This window comes from Paracoccus versutus, from assembly GCF_000763885.1.
GTDB lineage: Bacteria > Pseudomonadota > Alphaproteobacteria > Rhodobacterales > Rhodobacteraceae > Paracoccus > Paracoccus versutus.
Window position 1 is genome coordinate 1 of sequence record NZ_JRKO01000036.1, and the last position, 14,020, is coordinate 14,020.

18 protein-coding genes and 1 pseudogene are annotated in these 14,020 nt (G+C 69.3%); 15 read left to right on the forward strand and 4 right to left on the reverse strand.

What is annotated here, in order from left to right:
* The first annotated feature begins 546 nt into the window (after positions 1-546).
* The 3 genes and pseudogenes from IT40_RS16295 to IT40_RS30845 all read left to right on the forward strand — a co-directional run.
* Entirely contained in the window at positions 547-1,722 is a 1,176-nt protein-coding gene (locus tag IT40_RS16295) for an MFS transporter (RefSeq protein ID WP_036757481.1), read from the forward strand.
* 115 nt (positions 1,723-1,837) lie between these two features.
* Complete coding sequence (locus IT40_RS30840) at positions 1,838-2,137, forward strand: GFA family protein (RefSeq protein ID WP_208021386.1); 300 nt, start codon at positions 1,838-1,840, stop codon at positions 2,135-2,137.
* Positions 2,071-2,238 (forward strand): annotated as a pseudogene (locus IT40_RS30845) (GFA family protein); the annotation flags it as partial. The gene IT40_RS30840 and the pseudogene IT40_RS30845, both read left to right, overlap by 67 nt.
* A 25-nt stretch (positions 2,239-2,263) precedes the next feature.
* On the opposite strand, the gene IT40_RS28745 reads toward IT40_RS30845, so the two are convergent.
* Positions 2,264-2,542 carry a hypothetical protein gene (locus tag IT40_RS28745; RefSeq protein WP_147307317.1) on the reverse strand — a complete coding sequence of 93 codons (279 nt, stop codon included), beginning with the start codon at positions 2,540-2,542 and terminating at the stop codon, positions 2,264-2,266.
* Positions 2,543-2,569: 27 nt separating this feature from the next.
* Here IT40_RS28745 and IT40_RS16300 point away from each other — a divergent pair, with 27 nt between their 5' ends.
* The 11 genes from IT40_RS16300 (at position 2,570) to IT40_RS16350 (ending at position 11,513) form a co-directional block, all read left to right on the forward strand.
* Complete coding sequence (locus IT40_RS16300) at positions 2,570-2,983, forward strand: PPC domain-containing DNA-binding protein (RefSeq protein WP_166436128.1); 414 nt, start codon at positions 2,570-2,572, stop codon at positions 2,981-2,983.
* Between the two features lie 25 nt (positions 2,984-3,008).
* The gene (locus IT40_RS16305) at positions 3,009-3,587 is read left to right on the forward strand and encodes an ECF transporter S component (RefSeq protein ID WP_036757487.1); all 579 of its coding nucleotides are present in this window, start codon (positions 3,009-3,011) and stop codon (positions 3,585-3,587) included.
* A gap of 45 nt (positions 3,588-3,632) precedes the next feature.
* Positions 3,633-4,337, forward strand: a complete 705-nt coding sequence (locus tag IT40_RS16310) for an energy-coupling factor transporter transmembrane component T family protein (RefSeq protein ID WP_166436129.1) — start codon at positions 3,633-3,635, stop codon at positions 4,335-4,337.
* A complete protein-coding gene (locus IT40_RS16315; protein ID WP_036757493.1) occupies positions 4,334-5,713 on the forward strand; it encodes an ATP-binding cassette domain-containing protein in 1,380 nt (459 codons plus the stop codon). The genes IT40_RS16310 and IT40_RS16315 overlap by 4 nt, the downstream gene beginning before the upstream one ends.
* A gap of 481 nt (positions 5,714-6,194) precedes the next feature.
* On the forward strand, positions 6,195-7,382 hold the full coding sequence (gene ssuD, locus IT40_RS16320; RefSeq protein ID WP_036757496.1) for an FMNH2-dependent alkanesulfonate monooxygenase: 1,188 nt from the start codon (positions 6,195-6,197) through the stop codon (positions 7,380-7,382).
* Positions 7,383-7,386: 4 nt separating this feature from the next.
* On the forward strand, positions 7,387-7,848 hold the full coding sequence (locus tag IT40_RS16325; protein ID WP_036757498.1) for an FAD/NAD(P)-binding protein: 462 nt from the start codon (positions 7,387-7,389) through the stop codon (positions 7,846-7,848).
* A gap of 32 nt (positions 7,849-7,880) precedes the next feature.
* A complete protein-coding gene (locus IT40_RS16330) occupies positions 7,881-8,465 on the forward strand; it encodes an NAD(P)H-dependent oxidoreductase (protein ID WP_036757502.1) in 585 nt (194 codons plus the stop codon).
* A gap of 12 nt (positions 8,466-8,477) precedes the next feature.
* Positions 8,478-9,449 carry an aliphatic sulfonate ABC transporter substrate-binding protein gene (locus tag IT40_RS16335; RefSeq protein WP_036757505.1) on the forward strand — a complete coding sequence of 324 codons (972 nt, stop codon included), beginning with the start codon at positions 8,478-8,480 and terminating at the stop codon, positions 9,447-9,449.
* A 1-nt stretch (position 9,450) separates the two neighbouring features.
* A complete protein-coding gene (locus IT40_RS16340; RefSeq protein WP_083539197.1) occupies positions 9,451-10,269 on the forward strand; it encodes an ABC transporter permease subunit in 819 nt (272 codons plus the stop codon).
* Positions 10,256-11,035 carry an ABC transporter ATP-binding protein gene (locus IT40_RS16345; protein WP_036757508.1) on the forward strand — a complete coding sequence of 260 codons (780 nt, stop codon included), beginning with the start codon at positions 10,256-10,258 and terminating at the stop codon, positions 11,033-11,035. The genes IT40_RS16340 and IT40_RS16345 overlap by 14 nt, the downstream gene beginning before the upstream one ends.
* Before the next feature lie 121 nt (positions 11,036-11,156).
* Positions 11,157-11,513 carry an NUDIX hydrolase gene (locus IT40_RS16350; RefSeq protein ID WP_243700261.1) on the forward strand — a complete coding sequence of 119 codons (357 nt, stop codon included), beginning with the start codon at positions 11,157-11,159 and terminating at the stop codon, positions 11,511-11,513.
* Positions 11,514-11,582: 69 nt separating this feature from the next.
* Here the strand turns inward: IT40_RS16350 and IT40_RS16355 are convergent, their stop codons facing one another.
* Positions 11,583-12,401, reverse strand: a complete 819-nt coding sequence (locus IT40_RS16355) for an arginase family protein (protein WP_036757511.1) — start codon at positions 12,399-12,401, stop codon at positions 11,583-11,585.
* Between the two features lie 310 nt (positions 12,402-12,711).
* Here IT40_RS16355 and IT40_RS30105 point away from each other — a divergent pair, with 310 nt between their 5' ends.
* Positions 12,712-12,885: an HPP family protein gene (locus IT40_RS30105; RefSeq protein ID WP_243700262.1), complete on the forward strand. Its 174-nt coding sequence runs from the start codon at positions 12,712-12,714 to the stop codon at positions 12,883-12,885.
* Positions 12,886-12,904: 19 nt separating this feature from the next.
* Here IT40_RS30105 and IT40_RS16365 read toward each other — a convergent pair whose 3' ends face one another.
* Positions 12,905-13,147, reverse strand: a complete 243-nt coding sequence (locus IT40_RS16365; RefSeq protein WP_036757584.1) for a hypothetical protein — start codon at positions 13,145-13,147, stop codon at positions 12,905-12,907.
* Positions 13,148-13,172: 25 nt separating this feature from the next.
* The gene (locus IT40_RS16370) at positions 13,173-13,964 is read right to left on the reverse strand and encodes a DUF364 domain-containing protein (RefSeq protein ID WP_052096049.1); all 792 of its coding nucleotides are present in this window, start codon (positions 13,962-13,964) and stop codon (positions 13,173-13,175) included.
* Between the last annotated feature and the right edge of the window lie 56 nt (positions 13,965-14,020).

Here is a 14,020-nt window from a genome sequence, read left to right on the forward strand (position 1 = left end):
GCCGGGGCGGCGGATGGTGTCGGCGCCGACCTGGGTGTCGTATTGTTCCCAGACCCAACCCTTGTGGGCGTGGTTGGGGCTGCCGATCAGCGCCTTCAGCGCCGCGATCGGGCCGATGGCGGGCAGGCATGTCTCCTGCCGAAACCAACTCGGCACCGGACGCTGAATTGCGCAAACATCGGGAAACCGCCCCAATTGCGCGACTATTTCAGCGACCTGTTAAGGACCGCGGTGCGGCGCAAGGAGGTTGAGGCCGTGGATCCAGCCGGCCCCCGAGATTTCCAACACCACGCGGCGGCGGGCAATCTTGGCCTCCCAGACCAGCCGCCCAGTATCAGCGTTGCCGAGAACGTCCTGATGCCGGAAGCTCTGGCTCAGCGGCAACTCGCCCTTGGCGCAGGTGCCGGGTCGCAGAGGGCAGCGATCCAGCGCACCGGCTCCGGTCGCGGGCTCTCCCAGGGGAAATCCCCCGGGGCCCGCTTCCCCTTGCCTGAAACCTGTGCCCATATGCCCCCCGAATGCAATCCCATGCACGGAGCCCGGCCGATGACCGGCGACCTCAGGCGGCGGCGGCTCGCGCTTTTCGCCTTCTTCTTCATCCCCGGCGTGGCGCTGGCGTCCTGGGTCACGCGAACGCCCGCCATTCGCGACGGGATCGACGCCTCGCTTGCCGAGATGGGGCTGGTGCTGCTTGGCCTTTCGACCGGGTCGATGTGCGGCATCCTGCTGGCCGGCATGCTGGTGGGCCGCCGGGGAACCAGGCAGGTCGCGATCTCGGGCACCTGGCTGCTGCTTTTCGGCGTGGCGGTCATGGCCGCGGGCACCGGCTTGGGCCTCGCCCCGGTGGTTGCGCTGGGGCTATGCTTCTTCGGGCTGGGCATGGGCGCCGGCGAGATCGCCATCAATGTCGAGGGGGCGGAGGTCGAGCGGCTTTCCGGCCGTCCCTTGATGCACGCGCTGCATGGCTGCTTCAGCCTGGGCACCGTCTTCGGGGCATTGGCCGGCACAGCCCTTGCCCGGATCGACCTGCCCGTTGCATGGCATCTGGGCCTGGTCGCCGCAGCCGCGGCGCCGCCGGTCCTGTGGTTTGGCCGCTGGATACCGGAAGGGACCGGCCTTGCCGCCGCCAGGACCAAAGCTGGCACCGCCCCTGCCCTTCGCCACGATGCCTATTGGCGCGATCCGCGGCTCTACCTGATCGGCCTGGTCGTGCTGGCGGTGGCCCTGGCCGAGGGGGCGGCAAACGACTGGCTGCCGATCCTGATGGTGGACGAGCACGGCTTCTCGCCCGCCATCGGGTCTTTGGTCTACCTGGGCTTTTCCGCGGCGATGACGCTGGGCCGGTTCGCGGGCGGGATCTTCCTGCGCCGCCATGGTCCGGCGGCCGTCATGCGCGTGACTGCGGCGCTTTGCGCGACCGGGCTGGCGTTGGTGATCCTGGCGCCGGTGCCGGCGCTGGCCGCGGCATCGGTGGTCCTGTGGGGCCTTGGCGCCTCGCTGGGGTTCCCCATCGCCATCTCGGCAGCAGCAGCATCGGGACCAAATGCGACTGGCCGGGTGCGCACGGTCACGATCTGCGGCTATATCGCCTTCCTGGTCGGGCCTCCGCTGCTCGGGCTCATCGGCGAGACATACGGGCTGCGCATGGCCATGCTGCTGGTCCTGGCGCTGATCCTTGCCGCCGCTGCCGTGGCCGGGGCGGTGCGGCCACGGGCGACATAGGCGCCTTCGACCTCCCTCGCCGCGCCGGTCCGGTTTCAAGGCGGCCGAGGTTTCCATCGCCCGGCGCAAGCGGCAGGATGGCTGAAGAAATCACGACGAACAGGCGGGCACAGGGATGAAAGTCGACGGGCGCTGCCATTGCGGCCATGCCACCTACCAGGCAGAGATCGACCCTGGGCGGGTGTCGATCTGCCATTGCACCGACTGCCAGCAGCTGGCCGGCAGCGCCTTTCGCGTGACCGCCACAGTCCCCCCGCGAGGCGTTCCGGCTGACCGGCGCCGCTCCGCTATGTCAAGGTTGCGGACAACGGCAAGCGAAGGCGGCAGTTCTTCTGCCCGGAATGCGGCTCTCCGATCTGCACCACCGGCGAGGGCGCGGAGACAGAGGAAATCGGCATCCCCGTCGGCACCGTGAACCAGCGCGACCAGCTGACACCGACATCGCAAAGCTGGTGCGGCTTTGCCCTGCCATGGCTAGGCGAGATCCTGGATCTTCCCGGCCGTCCCCGCGATTGAAGAGCCTCGCCCGGTTTCCAGTGCTTCAGCGATCTGCGAGAGGCAGCGGGCCAGTGGATGCCGCCTCTGCATCGGGCCAAGGATTCGGATACTCGCGACCCTCCTGGCCCATCAGGGCGCATTCATCCAGACGACCATCGAGGAAGGGGCCGATGCCATCCTGCTCCATGCCGGTGGCAACCCCGTGATCGGCATTCGACACGCTTGCGCCAAAGCCCAGGCATCGGCCCGGTAGCCCCGAACGGCCGCGTATTCCGCAAAACCTGTTGAGGGTGATGGTCTTTTCTGGAATGAAGGTGGTCAACAGCATCAATGCGCAGGATAGATGGACATGATTTCATCCGGCGTTTTCCATGCCTTCCGCCTGAAGCCGGGTGAAAACCTGACTGCCGGACTGCGGGCGGCGTTCGATGCATCGGGGACACGGGCGATGGCGCTCGTGACCTGCGTCGGCAGCCTGACCGATGTCCGCATCCGCCATGCCAACAGCCCCGAGGCGACGGCCTATTCCGGCCATTTCGAGATCACCTCCCTCGTCGGCACCATCGACGCGGCAGGAGAGCATCTGCACCTGACCATCTCGGACGGCGAGGGGCGCTGCTTCGGAGGGCACCTGATGCCCGAGGGATCGGCCATCTACACCACCGCCGAGATCGTGGTCCTGGCCCTGCCCGAGCTTGCCTTCACCCGCCTGCCCTGCCCCCTGTCCGGCTATGACGAACTTGTCGTGACGCAAGACGCATGATGGGCAGCAATCAAGGAACATCCCGATGAATCCAGTGTTTTCCACCCGCATGCTGGTCCTGATGGCGGTCGGCATCGCGGTGAACATGGCCCTTGGCCAGATCGCCCAGGCGGTCAAGCTGCCGATCTTCCTCGATGCCCTGGGGACGATGGTGGTCGCGGTCATGGCCGGGCCGCTGGCAGGGCTGATCACCGGCGTCGCCACCAACCTGATCTGGGGCCTGATCCTGTCGCCGACCGCGGCCGCCTTCGCCCCGGTCGCGGGCGTCATCGGCCTGGCCGCCGGACTGCTGGCGCGAGCGGGAATGTTCCGCGGCCCGGTCCAGGCAGCGATCTCGGGCGTCGTCATCGCCGTTGCGTTGTCGCTGGTCGCCGTGCCGATCCGGGTCTGGCTGTTCGGCGGCGTGACCGGCAGCGGCGCGGATTTCATCACCGCATGGATGCTGCAAACCGGGCGCGACCTGTTCGGCGCGACCCTCATCACCGTGATCACCTCGAACCTTGCCGACAAGGTGGTGACCGCTCTGCTGGCCTGGGCGATCCTGCGCGGCCTGCCCTTGCGCATGGCCGGGGACTGGCCATTCCTGCGCCACAGCCGCGCCTGAACCCGTATGGCCGCCGTGCCGGGCCCGCCGAGGCGGCTGCATCCCGTGACCCGGCTGGCGCTCTGCCTGCCGGTCCTGGCGCTGCTGCCCGTGGGAGGGCCGGTCGCCCTGGCATTCGCGACCCTCGCCTGCCTTCCCGTCGCGGCGGCCTCGGGGCTGGGCTGCTTCGTGCTGCGCCGCATGGCGCTGCTGCTTCTGCCCGTGGCCCTGGCGCTGGCTCTGGTGCATGGCCTGCTGATCGCGCGGGGGCCGGCGACCGTCCTTGGCCCCGTCGCCATCTATCCCGCCGGCCTTGCCCATGCGGGCATGATCCTGCTGCGCCTTGCCGCGCTGCTGGCGGCGGGACTGATGATCGTCGGCTCGACCACCCCCGGCGAACTGGCGGACGGGCTCGAGGACAAGGGCCTGCCCTCTGGCATCGCCTATCTGCTGACCGCGCCCCTGAGCCTGGCCCAGGGGCTGGCGCTGGAAGGGGCGGCGCTGCGCGATGCGCTGCAACTGCGCGGGTTGCCGCTGAGCGGATCACCACGGCAACGCCTGCGCGCGATCTCGCATATCGCCATCGCGCTGATCCGCCTGCAACTGGTCGAGGCAGCCCCGCGCGCGCAGATGCTGGAGGCACGGGGCTTTCGCAGCCAACCCTGCCGCACGCTGCTGGCGCCCCCGCCCGACACGCCGGGCCAATACCGGCTGCGGCTGGCCTCGGCGCTGCTGGCCGCCTGCATCCTGATCCTGGGGATGCTGGCATGAGCCTGTCTTTGCGGGGCCTGCGCTTTTCCTGGCCGGGCGGGCCAGCCGTCCTCGACGAGCTGGACCTCGACCTTCCGCCCGGTGAGCGGGTCGCGGTGATCGCCGGCAACGGGGCGGGCAAGTCCACGCTGGCCCGCTGTGCCGCGGGCCTTGCCGGCAGCGAGGCCGTGCTGTGGCGGGGGCGGCCGCTGGCCGCGCTAGCCGGGACCGAGCGCGTGGCGACCGTTCAACTGGTCGGGCAAAGGCCGGACCTGCAACTGTCGGGCCGGGCGGCCACGGTCCGGGCCGAGATCGCCTTCGGGCCGGAAAACCTTGGCCTGCCCCGCAGCCAGGTCCTGGACCGGGTCGAGGCGGCCATGGAAGCGATGGGGCTGACGGCCCTGGCCCTGCGCGATCCAAGGCGGCTGTCGGGCGGCGAGACGCAGCGACTGGCCATCGCCGGTGCGCTGGCGATGCGGCCCGCCCTGCTGATCCTGGACGAGCCGCTGACCGATCTGGACCACGAGGCGCGCGAGGGTCTGACCCAGCGGCTGACCCGGCTTGCGCCCGACATGTCGGTGCTTGCGCTGGACGTTAGCGCAGAGGCCTGGCGCGCGCAGGGTTTCCAGCTGATGCAGCTGCGCGACGGCAGGCTGCACCCGTTCCAGGATATGCCGCAACCCTCGCCACCCGCCGCCCGCCCCGTGGAAAGCGGGGACATGATCACGATCCGCGACCTGGACTTCGCCCACGACCCGGCGAGGCCGTTGTTTCGGGGGCTGGAGCTGGACCTGCCGCAAGGGGCGGCCGTCGCGATCACCGGACCCAATGGCGCGGGCAAGACGACGCTGATGCGGCTGATCGCCGGGCTGGAGCGGCCTTCGAAGGGCCGGATCACGGTCGCGGGCGTGCAGGTCGGCCCGGCGAAGCCGAAGGAACTGGCGGCGGTTCTGGGAATGGTGCTCCAGAATTCCGACCGACAGTTTCTTGCCGCCACGCTGCTGGACGAGGCGATGATGGCCCCCCGCCTTCATCGCCTGCCCGATCCGCCTGGGCTGGCCCTGCGGGCGCTGGCCGCACTGGGGCTGGAGGCCCTGGCCCTCGCCCATCCGCTGGACCAGCACAACGGCGCGCGCAGACTGACCGCCGTGGCCGCCGCCATTGCCCATCGCCCGCGCCTGCTGATCCTCGACGAAACCCAACGCGGCCTCGATCCCCGTCATCAGCACCGGCTTGAGCGCGCGATCACCGAGTTCACGCAATCCGGCGGAACGGTGCTGTTCGTCTGCCATGACGAGGGATTCGTGAGGCGCAACGCCAGCCACCGGCTGGCGGTATCGGGTGGTCAGATCGGTCTTAGCCGGCTATCCGAAATCGGGGAAACCGCGCGTTTCTGATCGGCCAGAACCGCAGCGGACACATGAAAACAGCGGTTGCTATCCGATTTTTGCCGTCCGAAGTTCCCTCGACCACCATGCATTCGCGCCCAAGCCCAGCATCACATCGTGCGACGAAGCCTCGCAGGCTACGCTCCTCGCAGTCGCCGGCCGGATAGGGTAGTGCTTCTGCTTATGGCAGGTGTCGGTGTCTATTCGCGGCGGCAGCACAAGCGGCAATCATGCGCCCCACTGCCTCGGGCAGCATCTTCTTTTTGGACGTGCCGATCCCAAGCCCCGCCGGACAAGAGAATATCAGTCCCTCGGACGTCGCCTCTCTAGCGAATTCTTCCAAATCCGCTGCACGAAACGCTGGTTTCAGCCCAAATTCCCATCTCACCGAAAATCACTATATACCTGATCGTATTTAAGTGTTTTCTTGGGTCGCAAGGACGACCGGCATCCCGGCGCCCGGCCGTGATATCAGCGAAAGGACCCCAACATGAGCATTCCAACCCCCGACAAGATCCGCGTGCTCTGGTTCCTGCCGACGCATGGCGACAGCCGCTATCTTGGCACGGCCGAAGGCGGCCGGGCGGTCAACATGCCCTATCTGCGCCAGGTGGCGCAAGCCGCGGATTCCCTGGGTTATTTCGGCGTTCTGCTGCCCACCGGCCGCAGTTGCGAGGACAGTTGGGTCACGGCGGCGGCGCTGGCCTCGCAGACCGAAAAGCTGCGCTTCCTGGTCGCGGTGCGGCCGGGGCTGCAATCGCCGACGCTGGCCGCGCGCATGACCGCGACGCTGGACCGGCTGTCGGGCGGGCGGTTGCTGATCAACGTGGTTACCGGCGGCGACCCGGTCGAGAACGCCGGCGACGGCATCCACCTGAGCCATGCCGAACGCTACGAAGTGACCGAGGAATTCCTGAACGTCTACAAGGCGCTGCTGGCCGGCGAGACGGTGAACCACCATGGCAAGCACCTGAAGATCGACGAGGGCAAGCTGCTGTTCGACCCGCTGCAGAAGAACGGCCCGCCGCTGTATTTCGGCGGTTCGTCCGATGCGGCAAACAAGGTGGCGGCGCGGCAGATCGACAAATACCTGACCTGGGGCGAGGCGCCGGCGCAGGTGCGCGACAAGATCGCATCCGTGCGCCGGCTGGCCGAGGCCGAGGGGCGCGAGGTCAGTTTCGGCATCCGCCTGCATGTCATCGTGCGCGACACCAATGCCGAGGCCTGGCAGGCGGCCGAGCAGCTGATCAGCCGGCTGGACGAGGCCACCATAGCCAAGGCGCAGGAAACCTTTGCGCGGATGGATTCGGTCGGTCAGGCGCGCATGGCCGCGCTGCATGGCGGGCGCCGCGACAGGCTGGAAATCAGCCCGAACCTCTGGGCGGGTGTCGGGCTGGTGCGCGGCGGGGCCGGGACGGCACTGGTCGGCGATGCCGAAACCGTGACCGAGCGCATCGACGAATATCGCCGCATCGGCATCGATACCTTCATCCTCTCGGGCTATCCGCATCTGGAGGAGGCCTACAGCTTCGGCGAACGCGTCCTGCCGCTGCTGCCGCTGGAACACCCGCTGCCGCAGGCCAGCCTTGCGGCCAACATGGGCCCCTTTGGCGAGACGGTCGGCAACGACTATCGCCCGGCCCAGCCCGCGCCACGCCTTGCCGCAGCCGGAGGTTGAGACCATGTCCGCGACCCTGCGCATCGCCATCCCGCAGGACGGTCGCGCCGGCGCCGTGCTGGCATGGCAACCGGCGCGGAGGCGGCTGCCGGTGCGCCTGACCGTGGCCGAGCCGCGGCCCGGTTCCGGCCGCGGCTCGGCCCATTCCGCCGCTGACCCGGCGCCTCGGCGAAACGCGCTTCGCATGCCGATCGACCCCGAGATCCGCACCGATTTCGCGGACGGGCTGGCCGGGAATCCAGGCCTGCCGGACCCGCAGGCGACCGCGCCGAATGGCGATCCGCATGTCCGGACCGCGCGGTGCGGCCGCCATGTTGCCGGGCGGCTGGCGCCGCAGCTGGCCTCGGGCGCGGTGCGCCAGGTCCGGGTCGCGCGCGAGATCGCCCGCCATGCCCTGCCGGGCCCTATCCTGCCCCCGGCGGCGACACGACCCTCCGTCGCCGGCCCCACGTCCCCTCTGTCCTGACCCATCGGGACCGAACAGAACAGGAGATCATCATGACCGCCCTGACCATCACCGGCTTTGCCGGCAGCCTTTCTGCGCCCTCGCGCAGCCGTGCCCTTGTCCAGACCGCCGTGGATCTGGCCGCCGACCGCTTCGGCGCCGTCGGCCATGTCTTCGATCTTGCCGATCTGGGCCCCTCGCTGGGCCATGCTCGCCACATCGGCGACCTCGACCCCGAGGCGCTGTCGCATCTGACCGAGCTGATCCATGCCGACGCGCTGGTGATCGCAAGCCCGGTCCACAAGGGCAGCTATGCCGGGCTGTTCAAGCATGTCCTCGATCTCCTGGATCCCGACATGCTGGCCGGCAAGCCCGTGCTTCTGGCCGCGACCGGCGGCGGCGACCGCCATGCGCTGGTGATCGAACACCAGCTGCGCCCGCTGATGGCCTTTTTCGAGGCGCAGACGCTGGCCACCGGCGTCTATGTCGCCGACCGCGAATTCACCGGCGGCAAGCTGGCCGACGATGCCGCCCATGCCCGGCTGGGCCGGGCGGTGGAACAGTTCGCACCCTTCCTGTCCCCCTATACCGTTCCCCAGCCGGCCGCCGAGCCCGCGCCGCTGCTGCAAGCCTTCTGAGAGGATATCGTCATGAGCATCACATTCTCGCGCCGCGCCACGCTGGCCCTGGGTCTTGCCGCGCTGGCCGCACCGACGATCCTGCGCGCCGCCCCCGCGACGGAGCTGCGGGTCGGCTGGCAAAAGGGCGGGCTTCTGGGCCTCGTCAAGGGGTCGGGCGCCTTTGAACAGGCGCTGGCCGACCAGGGCATCCGGGTCAGCTGGTCCGAGTTCACCTCGGGGCCGCCGCTGCTCGAGGCGCTGTCGGCGAACGCGCTGGACTTCGGCTATACCGGCAACGTGCCGCCGATCTTTGCCCATGCCGCGCGCGGCAACCTGGTCTTTGTCGGCGCGGGCCAGGGCTCGCGCGAAGGCCATGCCATCCTGGTGCCCAAGGATTCCCCGATCCGGAAGGTCGAGGATCTGAAGGGCCAGACCGTCGCCTTCAAGCGCGGCAGCTCGGCGCATTATGCGACGATCAAGCTTGTGCGCACGGCGGGGCTGACGCTGGACGACATCAAGCCGCAGGACCTGTCGCCGCCGGACGCCATCGCCGCCTTCGACGCGGGCGCCATCGGGGCCTGGACGATCTGGGATCCCTATTTCGCCTCGGCCGAGGCGCGCCCGAATACCCGCGTCCTGGTCACCACCGAGCAGCTCGCGCCCGAGTTCAACTTCTATTCCGCCAACGGCGACTATGCCCGCGACAACCCGGACCTGATCGCCACGCTGATCGATACGGTGCAGGCCGTGGGCAAGCAGGGCCAGGCCGACCTGCCCGGCACCATCGCCACCCTCTCGAAGGCCACCGGGCTGCCGGAATCGGTGATGGAACGCTTCCTGACCCGCAAGGGCAGCGACCTCGGGCTGGTCGGCTTCATCGAGCCCAGGCACGTCGCCTATGAACAGGAGCTTGCGGACGAATTCTTCAAGCTGGGCATCATCCCCCGGCAGCTGGACATCGCCTCGGTCGTCTGGACGCCCGCCGCCAAGCAGGGAGCGTGACATGAGCCTTGCCGAAACCCTGAAAGTGCAGCGCCTGGCCGGCTGGCGGCCAAGCCTGCCGCAGCCCGCCGCGCTGCTGCCCTATGCCGTGCCGGCGGCGATCCTGGTCCTGTGGGAAATCGCCGGCGCGGCCGGGCTGATCGCGGATACGGTGATGCCGCGCCCCTCGGCCATCCTGGCGACGGCGGTGCGGATGACCGCCTCGGGCGAATTGCTGAACCACCTTGGCGTTTCCGCCACCCGCGCGCTGGCTGGCCTGGCCGTGGGCGGCGGCATCGGCTTTGCGCTTGGCATCGCCAACGGCGTCTCGCGCCGCAGCGAGCTGCTGACCGACGCCACGCTGCAAATGATCCGCAACATCCCGCATCTGGCGCTCATCCCGCTGGTCATCCTGTGGTTCGGCATCGGCGAGGGGGCAAAGCTGTTCCTGGTCGCGCTTGGCGTGTTCTTTCCCATCTATCTCAACACCCTGCACGGCATCCGCAACGTCGATCCGCAGCTGATCGAGATGGGCCGCGCCTATGGCATGAACGGGCGCACGCTGTTTCGCCGCATCGTGCTGCCGGGCGCCCTGCCCTCGATCTTCGTCGGGCTGCGCTATGGCCTCGGCATCATGTGGCTGACGCTGATCGTGGCCGAAACGCTCTCGGCCTCGTCGGGCCTGGGCTACATGGCGATGCAGGCGCGCGAGTTCATGATCCTCGACGTCGTGGTGCTGGCGATCCTGCTTTACGCGGCTCTCGGCAAGCTGGCCGACACGCTGACCCGCGCGCTGGAGCGGCGCGCCCTGAAATGGAGCCCCGCCTATGCCAATCACTGAGATCCTGCCGCGCGCCATCGCCATCCCGCCCATGCTGCGGCCGGACGGGGCCGGCGCGGCGGTGCGGGCCCGCAACCTGGGCCGCAGCTTCGCGGGCAACCGGGTGCTGGCCGACCTCGACCTCGAGGTGCGGCCGGGCGAGTTCCTGTCCATCGTCGGCAAGAGCGGCTGCGGCAAGTCCACCCTGCTGCGGCTGATCGCCGGGCTGGACCAGCCCAGCTCGGGCAGCATCGGCGTGGACGGGCTGCCGGCGGACCGGGCCGGCGACCGGCTGCGCATCATGTTCCAGGAGCCGCGCCTGCTGCCCTGGGCCACCATCGCCGGCAATGTCGCCGTCGGGCTGCGCCGCGGCCCCGATCCCGAAGCGGTGGCCGAGGCGCTTGCCTCGGTGCAGCTGGCCGACAAGGCGGATTTCTGGCCGGCGCAGCTTTCGGGCGGCCAGCGCCAGCGCGCGGCCCTGGCGCGCGCATTGGTCAGCCATCCCGGCCTGCTGCTGCTGGACGAGCCGTTGGGCGCGCTGGATGCGCTGACCCGGCTGACCATGCAGAACCTGATCCGCGACATGCATGATCGCGCCGGCTTCACCGCCGTTCTGGTCACGCATGACGTGGCCGAGGCGGTGGCGCTGTCGGATCGCATCATCGTGCTGGGGCAAGGCGGCATCCTGAAGGAAACCGCGATCCTGCGCGTCGGCCCGACCCGCCGCGGCAGCCCCGAGCTGGCCGCCATCGAGGCGGAAATCCTCGACGCGATCTTTGCCGCATGAGGCCAGCGGCTGCGCCCGCCGGACGGGGATGGTGGATCGAAGGCGGCAAGGTCTCTGGCGCAGCGGCGTTGCCATGCGGGCGGGCTGGTCCTGCCGCATCGGATCAAGAACGGAGAGCCGGATGGACATCATGATCGCGGTGGCACTGGTCCTGCGCCCAGACGGCCGGACGCTGCTGGTGCGCAAGGCCGGAACGCACGCCTTCCAGCAGCCCGGCGGCAGGATCGACGCCGGGGAAGCCGCCGCGGCCGCCCTGTGCCGCGAGCTTGCCGAGGAAACCGGCTTGCGGGTGGATGCGGGGCAGATGCGCGCCCTGGGCCGGTTTCGCGCCCGCGCTGCGAACGAGCCCGGCCGGCAGGTGGTCGCCGACCTGTTCCTGCTGCATCTGCCGGAGGAAACGGAAATCGTCCCGGCACCGAGATCGCCGAGGCACGCTGGGTCGATCCGGCATGCGACGACATCCCCCTCGCGCCGCTGACCGGAGAGGAGATCCTGCCGCGCTGGGTCTCGGGCGCCTTCGCGCCGCAGCAGGCCGGTTAGCCCCGGCTCATCGCTCGGGGGGAAGCAGCGGGCCGACGATGTCCAGAATGGTCGCGATGGCCCCCTGCGCCGCTTGCGCCGTCCCCGGCATTTCGAATTCGGCGAGCTCAACCCCGGCGATGCGCTCCGGCGGGATGGCGGCAAGAAAGGCGCGCAGCCGGTCGGGGACAAGCCCGCCGGGAACGGAATAGGCGGCGGGGACCGTGCCGGGCTCCATTGCGTCCCAGTCGACATGCAACCAGATCGGCCCCTCGCCCAGGGCGGCCAGCACCGTTTCCGGCTCGGCCCCCGCCGCAAACCGCCGCACGCCGGCCTGCGCCAACAGGGCCTCTTCGGGCGGGTCGATGTCGCGGGCGGCCAACAGGGCGACGCGCGCGGGCGAGACCTCGCCGCCATGTCCGGTCCGCCACAGGCCGCAGGCCCCGGCCAGCGCCATGCCGCCAAGATAGCCGGTCTCGGTGGTCGCCGGCGTGTTGAAATCGCCATGCGCATCGACCCAAAGCACGTTCAGCCCGTCGATCATCCGCGCCGCCGCCGGCAAGGTGGCGATGCTGGCCGAGCAGGTATTGGCGACGACCAGCGGGCGCTCGCCGGCTTCGATCCGGTGCCGGACCGCGTCGGCAAGCTGCCCAAGCCAGGGGCCGGCCTCGCGCAATGCGTCCTGCCAGCCGTCCTCGGCCGCCGGCGCGGGGGTTCCGACCGATTGCACGGAAAGCCCGGTTTGCGCGGCCAAGGCTTCGGCGACGGCCTTGGCGCCGGGAATGGCGCCGGGCGTGCGGTCGGCAAGGCGGCCTTGGGAAAGCAGGATACCGGAAGCGGGGCGCATCGATTCGTTATTTCCATATGGACATATCGTTCGCCGGGGTGACGGGAACCGCGCCAGCTGTCAAGCCCGCCCGGCTGAGCAAGGTTTCGCGGCGCGGCACTGGCCGGCGACCGATGCGAAGCCCGCTCCCAACCCGCCGGAACCGCAGGAAAATCGCATGCCGCCGGGCGGTATCATCGAAGCCGTCTATGGATCGTTGAAAAACTCCGATTTGCGATTGCATGCGACGGGATGCAGGCTCGGCCCTGTCCACAAGACACCTCGTGCAACCCCCGAGGCATCCAGGGAGGGAAGCCCCGACATCGCCGTCATGCAGCTGACCCGAACCGTGCATCCGCCCGCGGGCGGCGATCCGCTGGTGGTGATCCTGGCCGGCGCGGGCTGGTCCTTCCTGGCCGTGCCGATCCTGGCGGGAACGGTGACGCTGGTGGCGGTCGCGCTCGTCTATCACCGCCTGTTCTCGAAGCGGGCCTATCCGGGGTAAGCCGAGGGCAGCAGGCAGCTCAGCATTTGTCGACATGGGCAACGCTCACCCCGCTTTCGGCGAAGAACGCCTCGAGCCGGGCATTGGATTCGGCAAAGCCGCCCTTCTTCCATTCCATGCGCCATTCGCCGGCCTCGTCGTCGTAATGCGCCGCCGGAAAGGCCGCCTGGAAGCGCGCCGCCAAGGCGCCTTCGCGCGGGATGCCGATGCCATGCTTCAGGCACATCTTGGTCAGTGTCACGGTCCTTGCATCGTCGCTCATCTGCATGTCCCTTCAAGCGTTGCGTTCAATCCTGCGCCAGAACGATCTTGGGCGCGTATTTTCCGAAGAAGTGATAGCCCGAGCCGCCTTGCGCCAGCACCTCGTGCAGCGCATCGGCATCGGCGACGCGCACGGTGCCCAGGATCATGCCCCGGCGGGCAAGAAAGGCGTCGGGCAGCATCGGCACGGTCGGGCCGACCAGCACAACCCGCGCCTCGGGGCGGGCGCAGGCGATCAGCCCGGGCAGGCTGTCGTTGACGAGCGTGGTGCCGGTGATCAGCAACACGTCCGCCTTGGGCACGATCCGGGGATAGCTTTCGGCGGGGCGGAAATGCTCCATCTCGTTGGGGCGCAGGGTGGCCGGATCCTTTTCCAGCACGAAATGCCGCGCGCCGATGCCGCGCAGCGCCTTGAGGAAGGGGCCGAAGGCGCCGACCACGACCGCCGTCTCGTCGGGCCGGATGCGGGCGATGTCGAAGGCGTCGGCATCCTCGACGACGCAATAACCCTGGGGCCCGCGACGCTCGGCCGCCAGATGGGCCAGCGCATTCAGCGCCGCGATGCCGAGCGCGCGGCGCAACCCCGCATGCGACAGCGCCTCTTGCGCCAGCCGCAGCGCACCCATGCCGCGCAGCTTGCCGGGAAAGGGCATCGCCATGGCCGAAGAGGGGCAGCACACCGCCTCGGGGATGTCTTTCAGCGGCGTGGCGCACAGCCCGGTATGGCCGCTGTCCAGCGTGACGGCGACGAAGAACAGCCCCAGCGTGGCGCGACCGACGGTCCGCGCCTCGGCCTCGGCGCCGAGTATCCCGGTCACGGCATCATAGGTCCGTTCAAGATACGATGCGCTTACGGCACTGTCCTTTGGACAGG

Bases quoted from the DNA above. Each gene is read 5' to 3' on its own strand.
- IT40_RS16295 (WP_036757481.1), top strand. From the start codon at position 547: ATGACCGGCGACCTCAGGCGGCGGCGGCTCGCGCTTTTCGCCTTCTTC.
- IT40_RS30840 (WP_208021386.1), top strand. From the start codon at position 1,838: ATGAAAGTCGACGGGCGCTGCCATTGCGGCCATGCCACCTACCAGGCA.
- IT40_RS16300 (WP_166436128.1), top strand. From the start codon at position 2,570: ATGATTTCATCCGGCGTTTTCCATGCCTTCCGCCTGAAGCCGGGTGAA.
- IT40_RS16305 (WP_036757487.1), top strand. From the start codon at position 3,009: ATGAATCCAGTGTTTTCCACCCGCATGCTGGTCCTGATGGCGGTCGGC.
- IT40_RS16315 (WP_036757493.1), top strand. From the start codon at position 4,334: ATGAGCCTGTCTTTGCGGGGCCTGCGCTTTTCCTGGCCGGGCGGGCCA.
- ssuD (WP_036757496.1), top strand. From the start codon at position 6,195: ATGAGCATTCCAACCCCCGACAAGATCCGCGTGCTCTGGTTCCTGCCG.
- IT40_RS16325 (WP_036757498.1), top strand. From the start codon at position 7,387: ATGTCCGCGACCCTGCGCATCGCCATCCCGCAGGACGGTCGCGCCGGC.
- IT40_RS16330 (WP_036757502.1), top strand. From the start codon at position 7,881: ATGACCGCCCTGACCATCACCGGCTTTGCCGGCAGCCTTTCTGCGCCC.
- IT40_RS16335 (WP_036757505.1), top strand. From the start codon at position 8,478: ATGAGCATCACATTCTCGCGCCGCGCCACGCTGGCCCTGGGTCTTGCC.
- IT40_RS16340 (WP_083539197.1), top strand. From the start codon at position 9,451: ATGAGCCTTGCCGAAACCCTGAAAGTGCAGCGCCTGGCCGGCTGGCGG.
- IT40_RS16345 (WP_036757508.1), top strand. From the start codon at position 10,256: ATGCCAATCACTGAGATCCTGCCGCGCGCCATCGCCATCCCGCCCATG.
- IT40_RS16350 (WP_243700261.1), top strand. From the start codon at position 11,157: ATGGACATCATGATCGCGGTGGCACTGGTCCTGCGCCCAGACGGCCGG.
- IT40_RS16355 (WP_036757511.1), bottom strand. From the start codon at position 12,401: ATGCGCCCCGCTTCCGGTATCCTGCTTTCCCAAGGCCGCCTTGCCGAC.
- IT40_RS30105 (WP_243700262.1), top strand. From the start codon at position 12,712: ATGCAGCTGACCCGAACCGTGCATCCGCCCGCGGGCGGCGATCCGCTG.
- IT40_RS16365 (WP_036757584.1), bottom strand. From the start codon at position 13,147: ATGAGCGACGATGCAAGGACCGTGACACTGACCAAGATGTGCCTGAAG.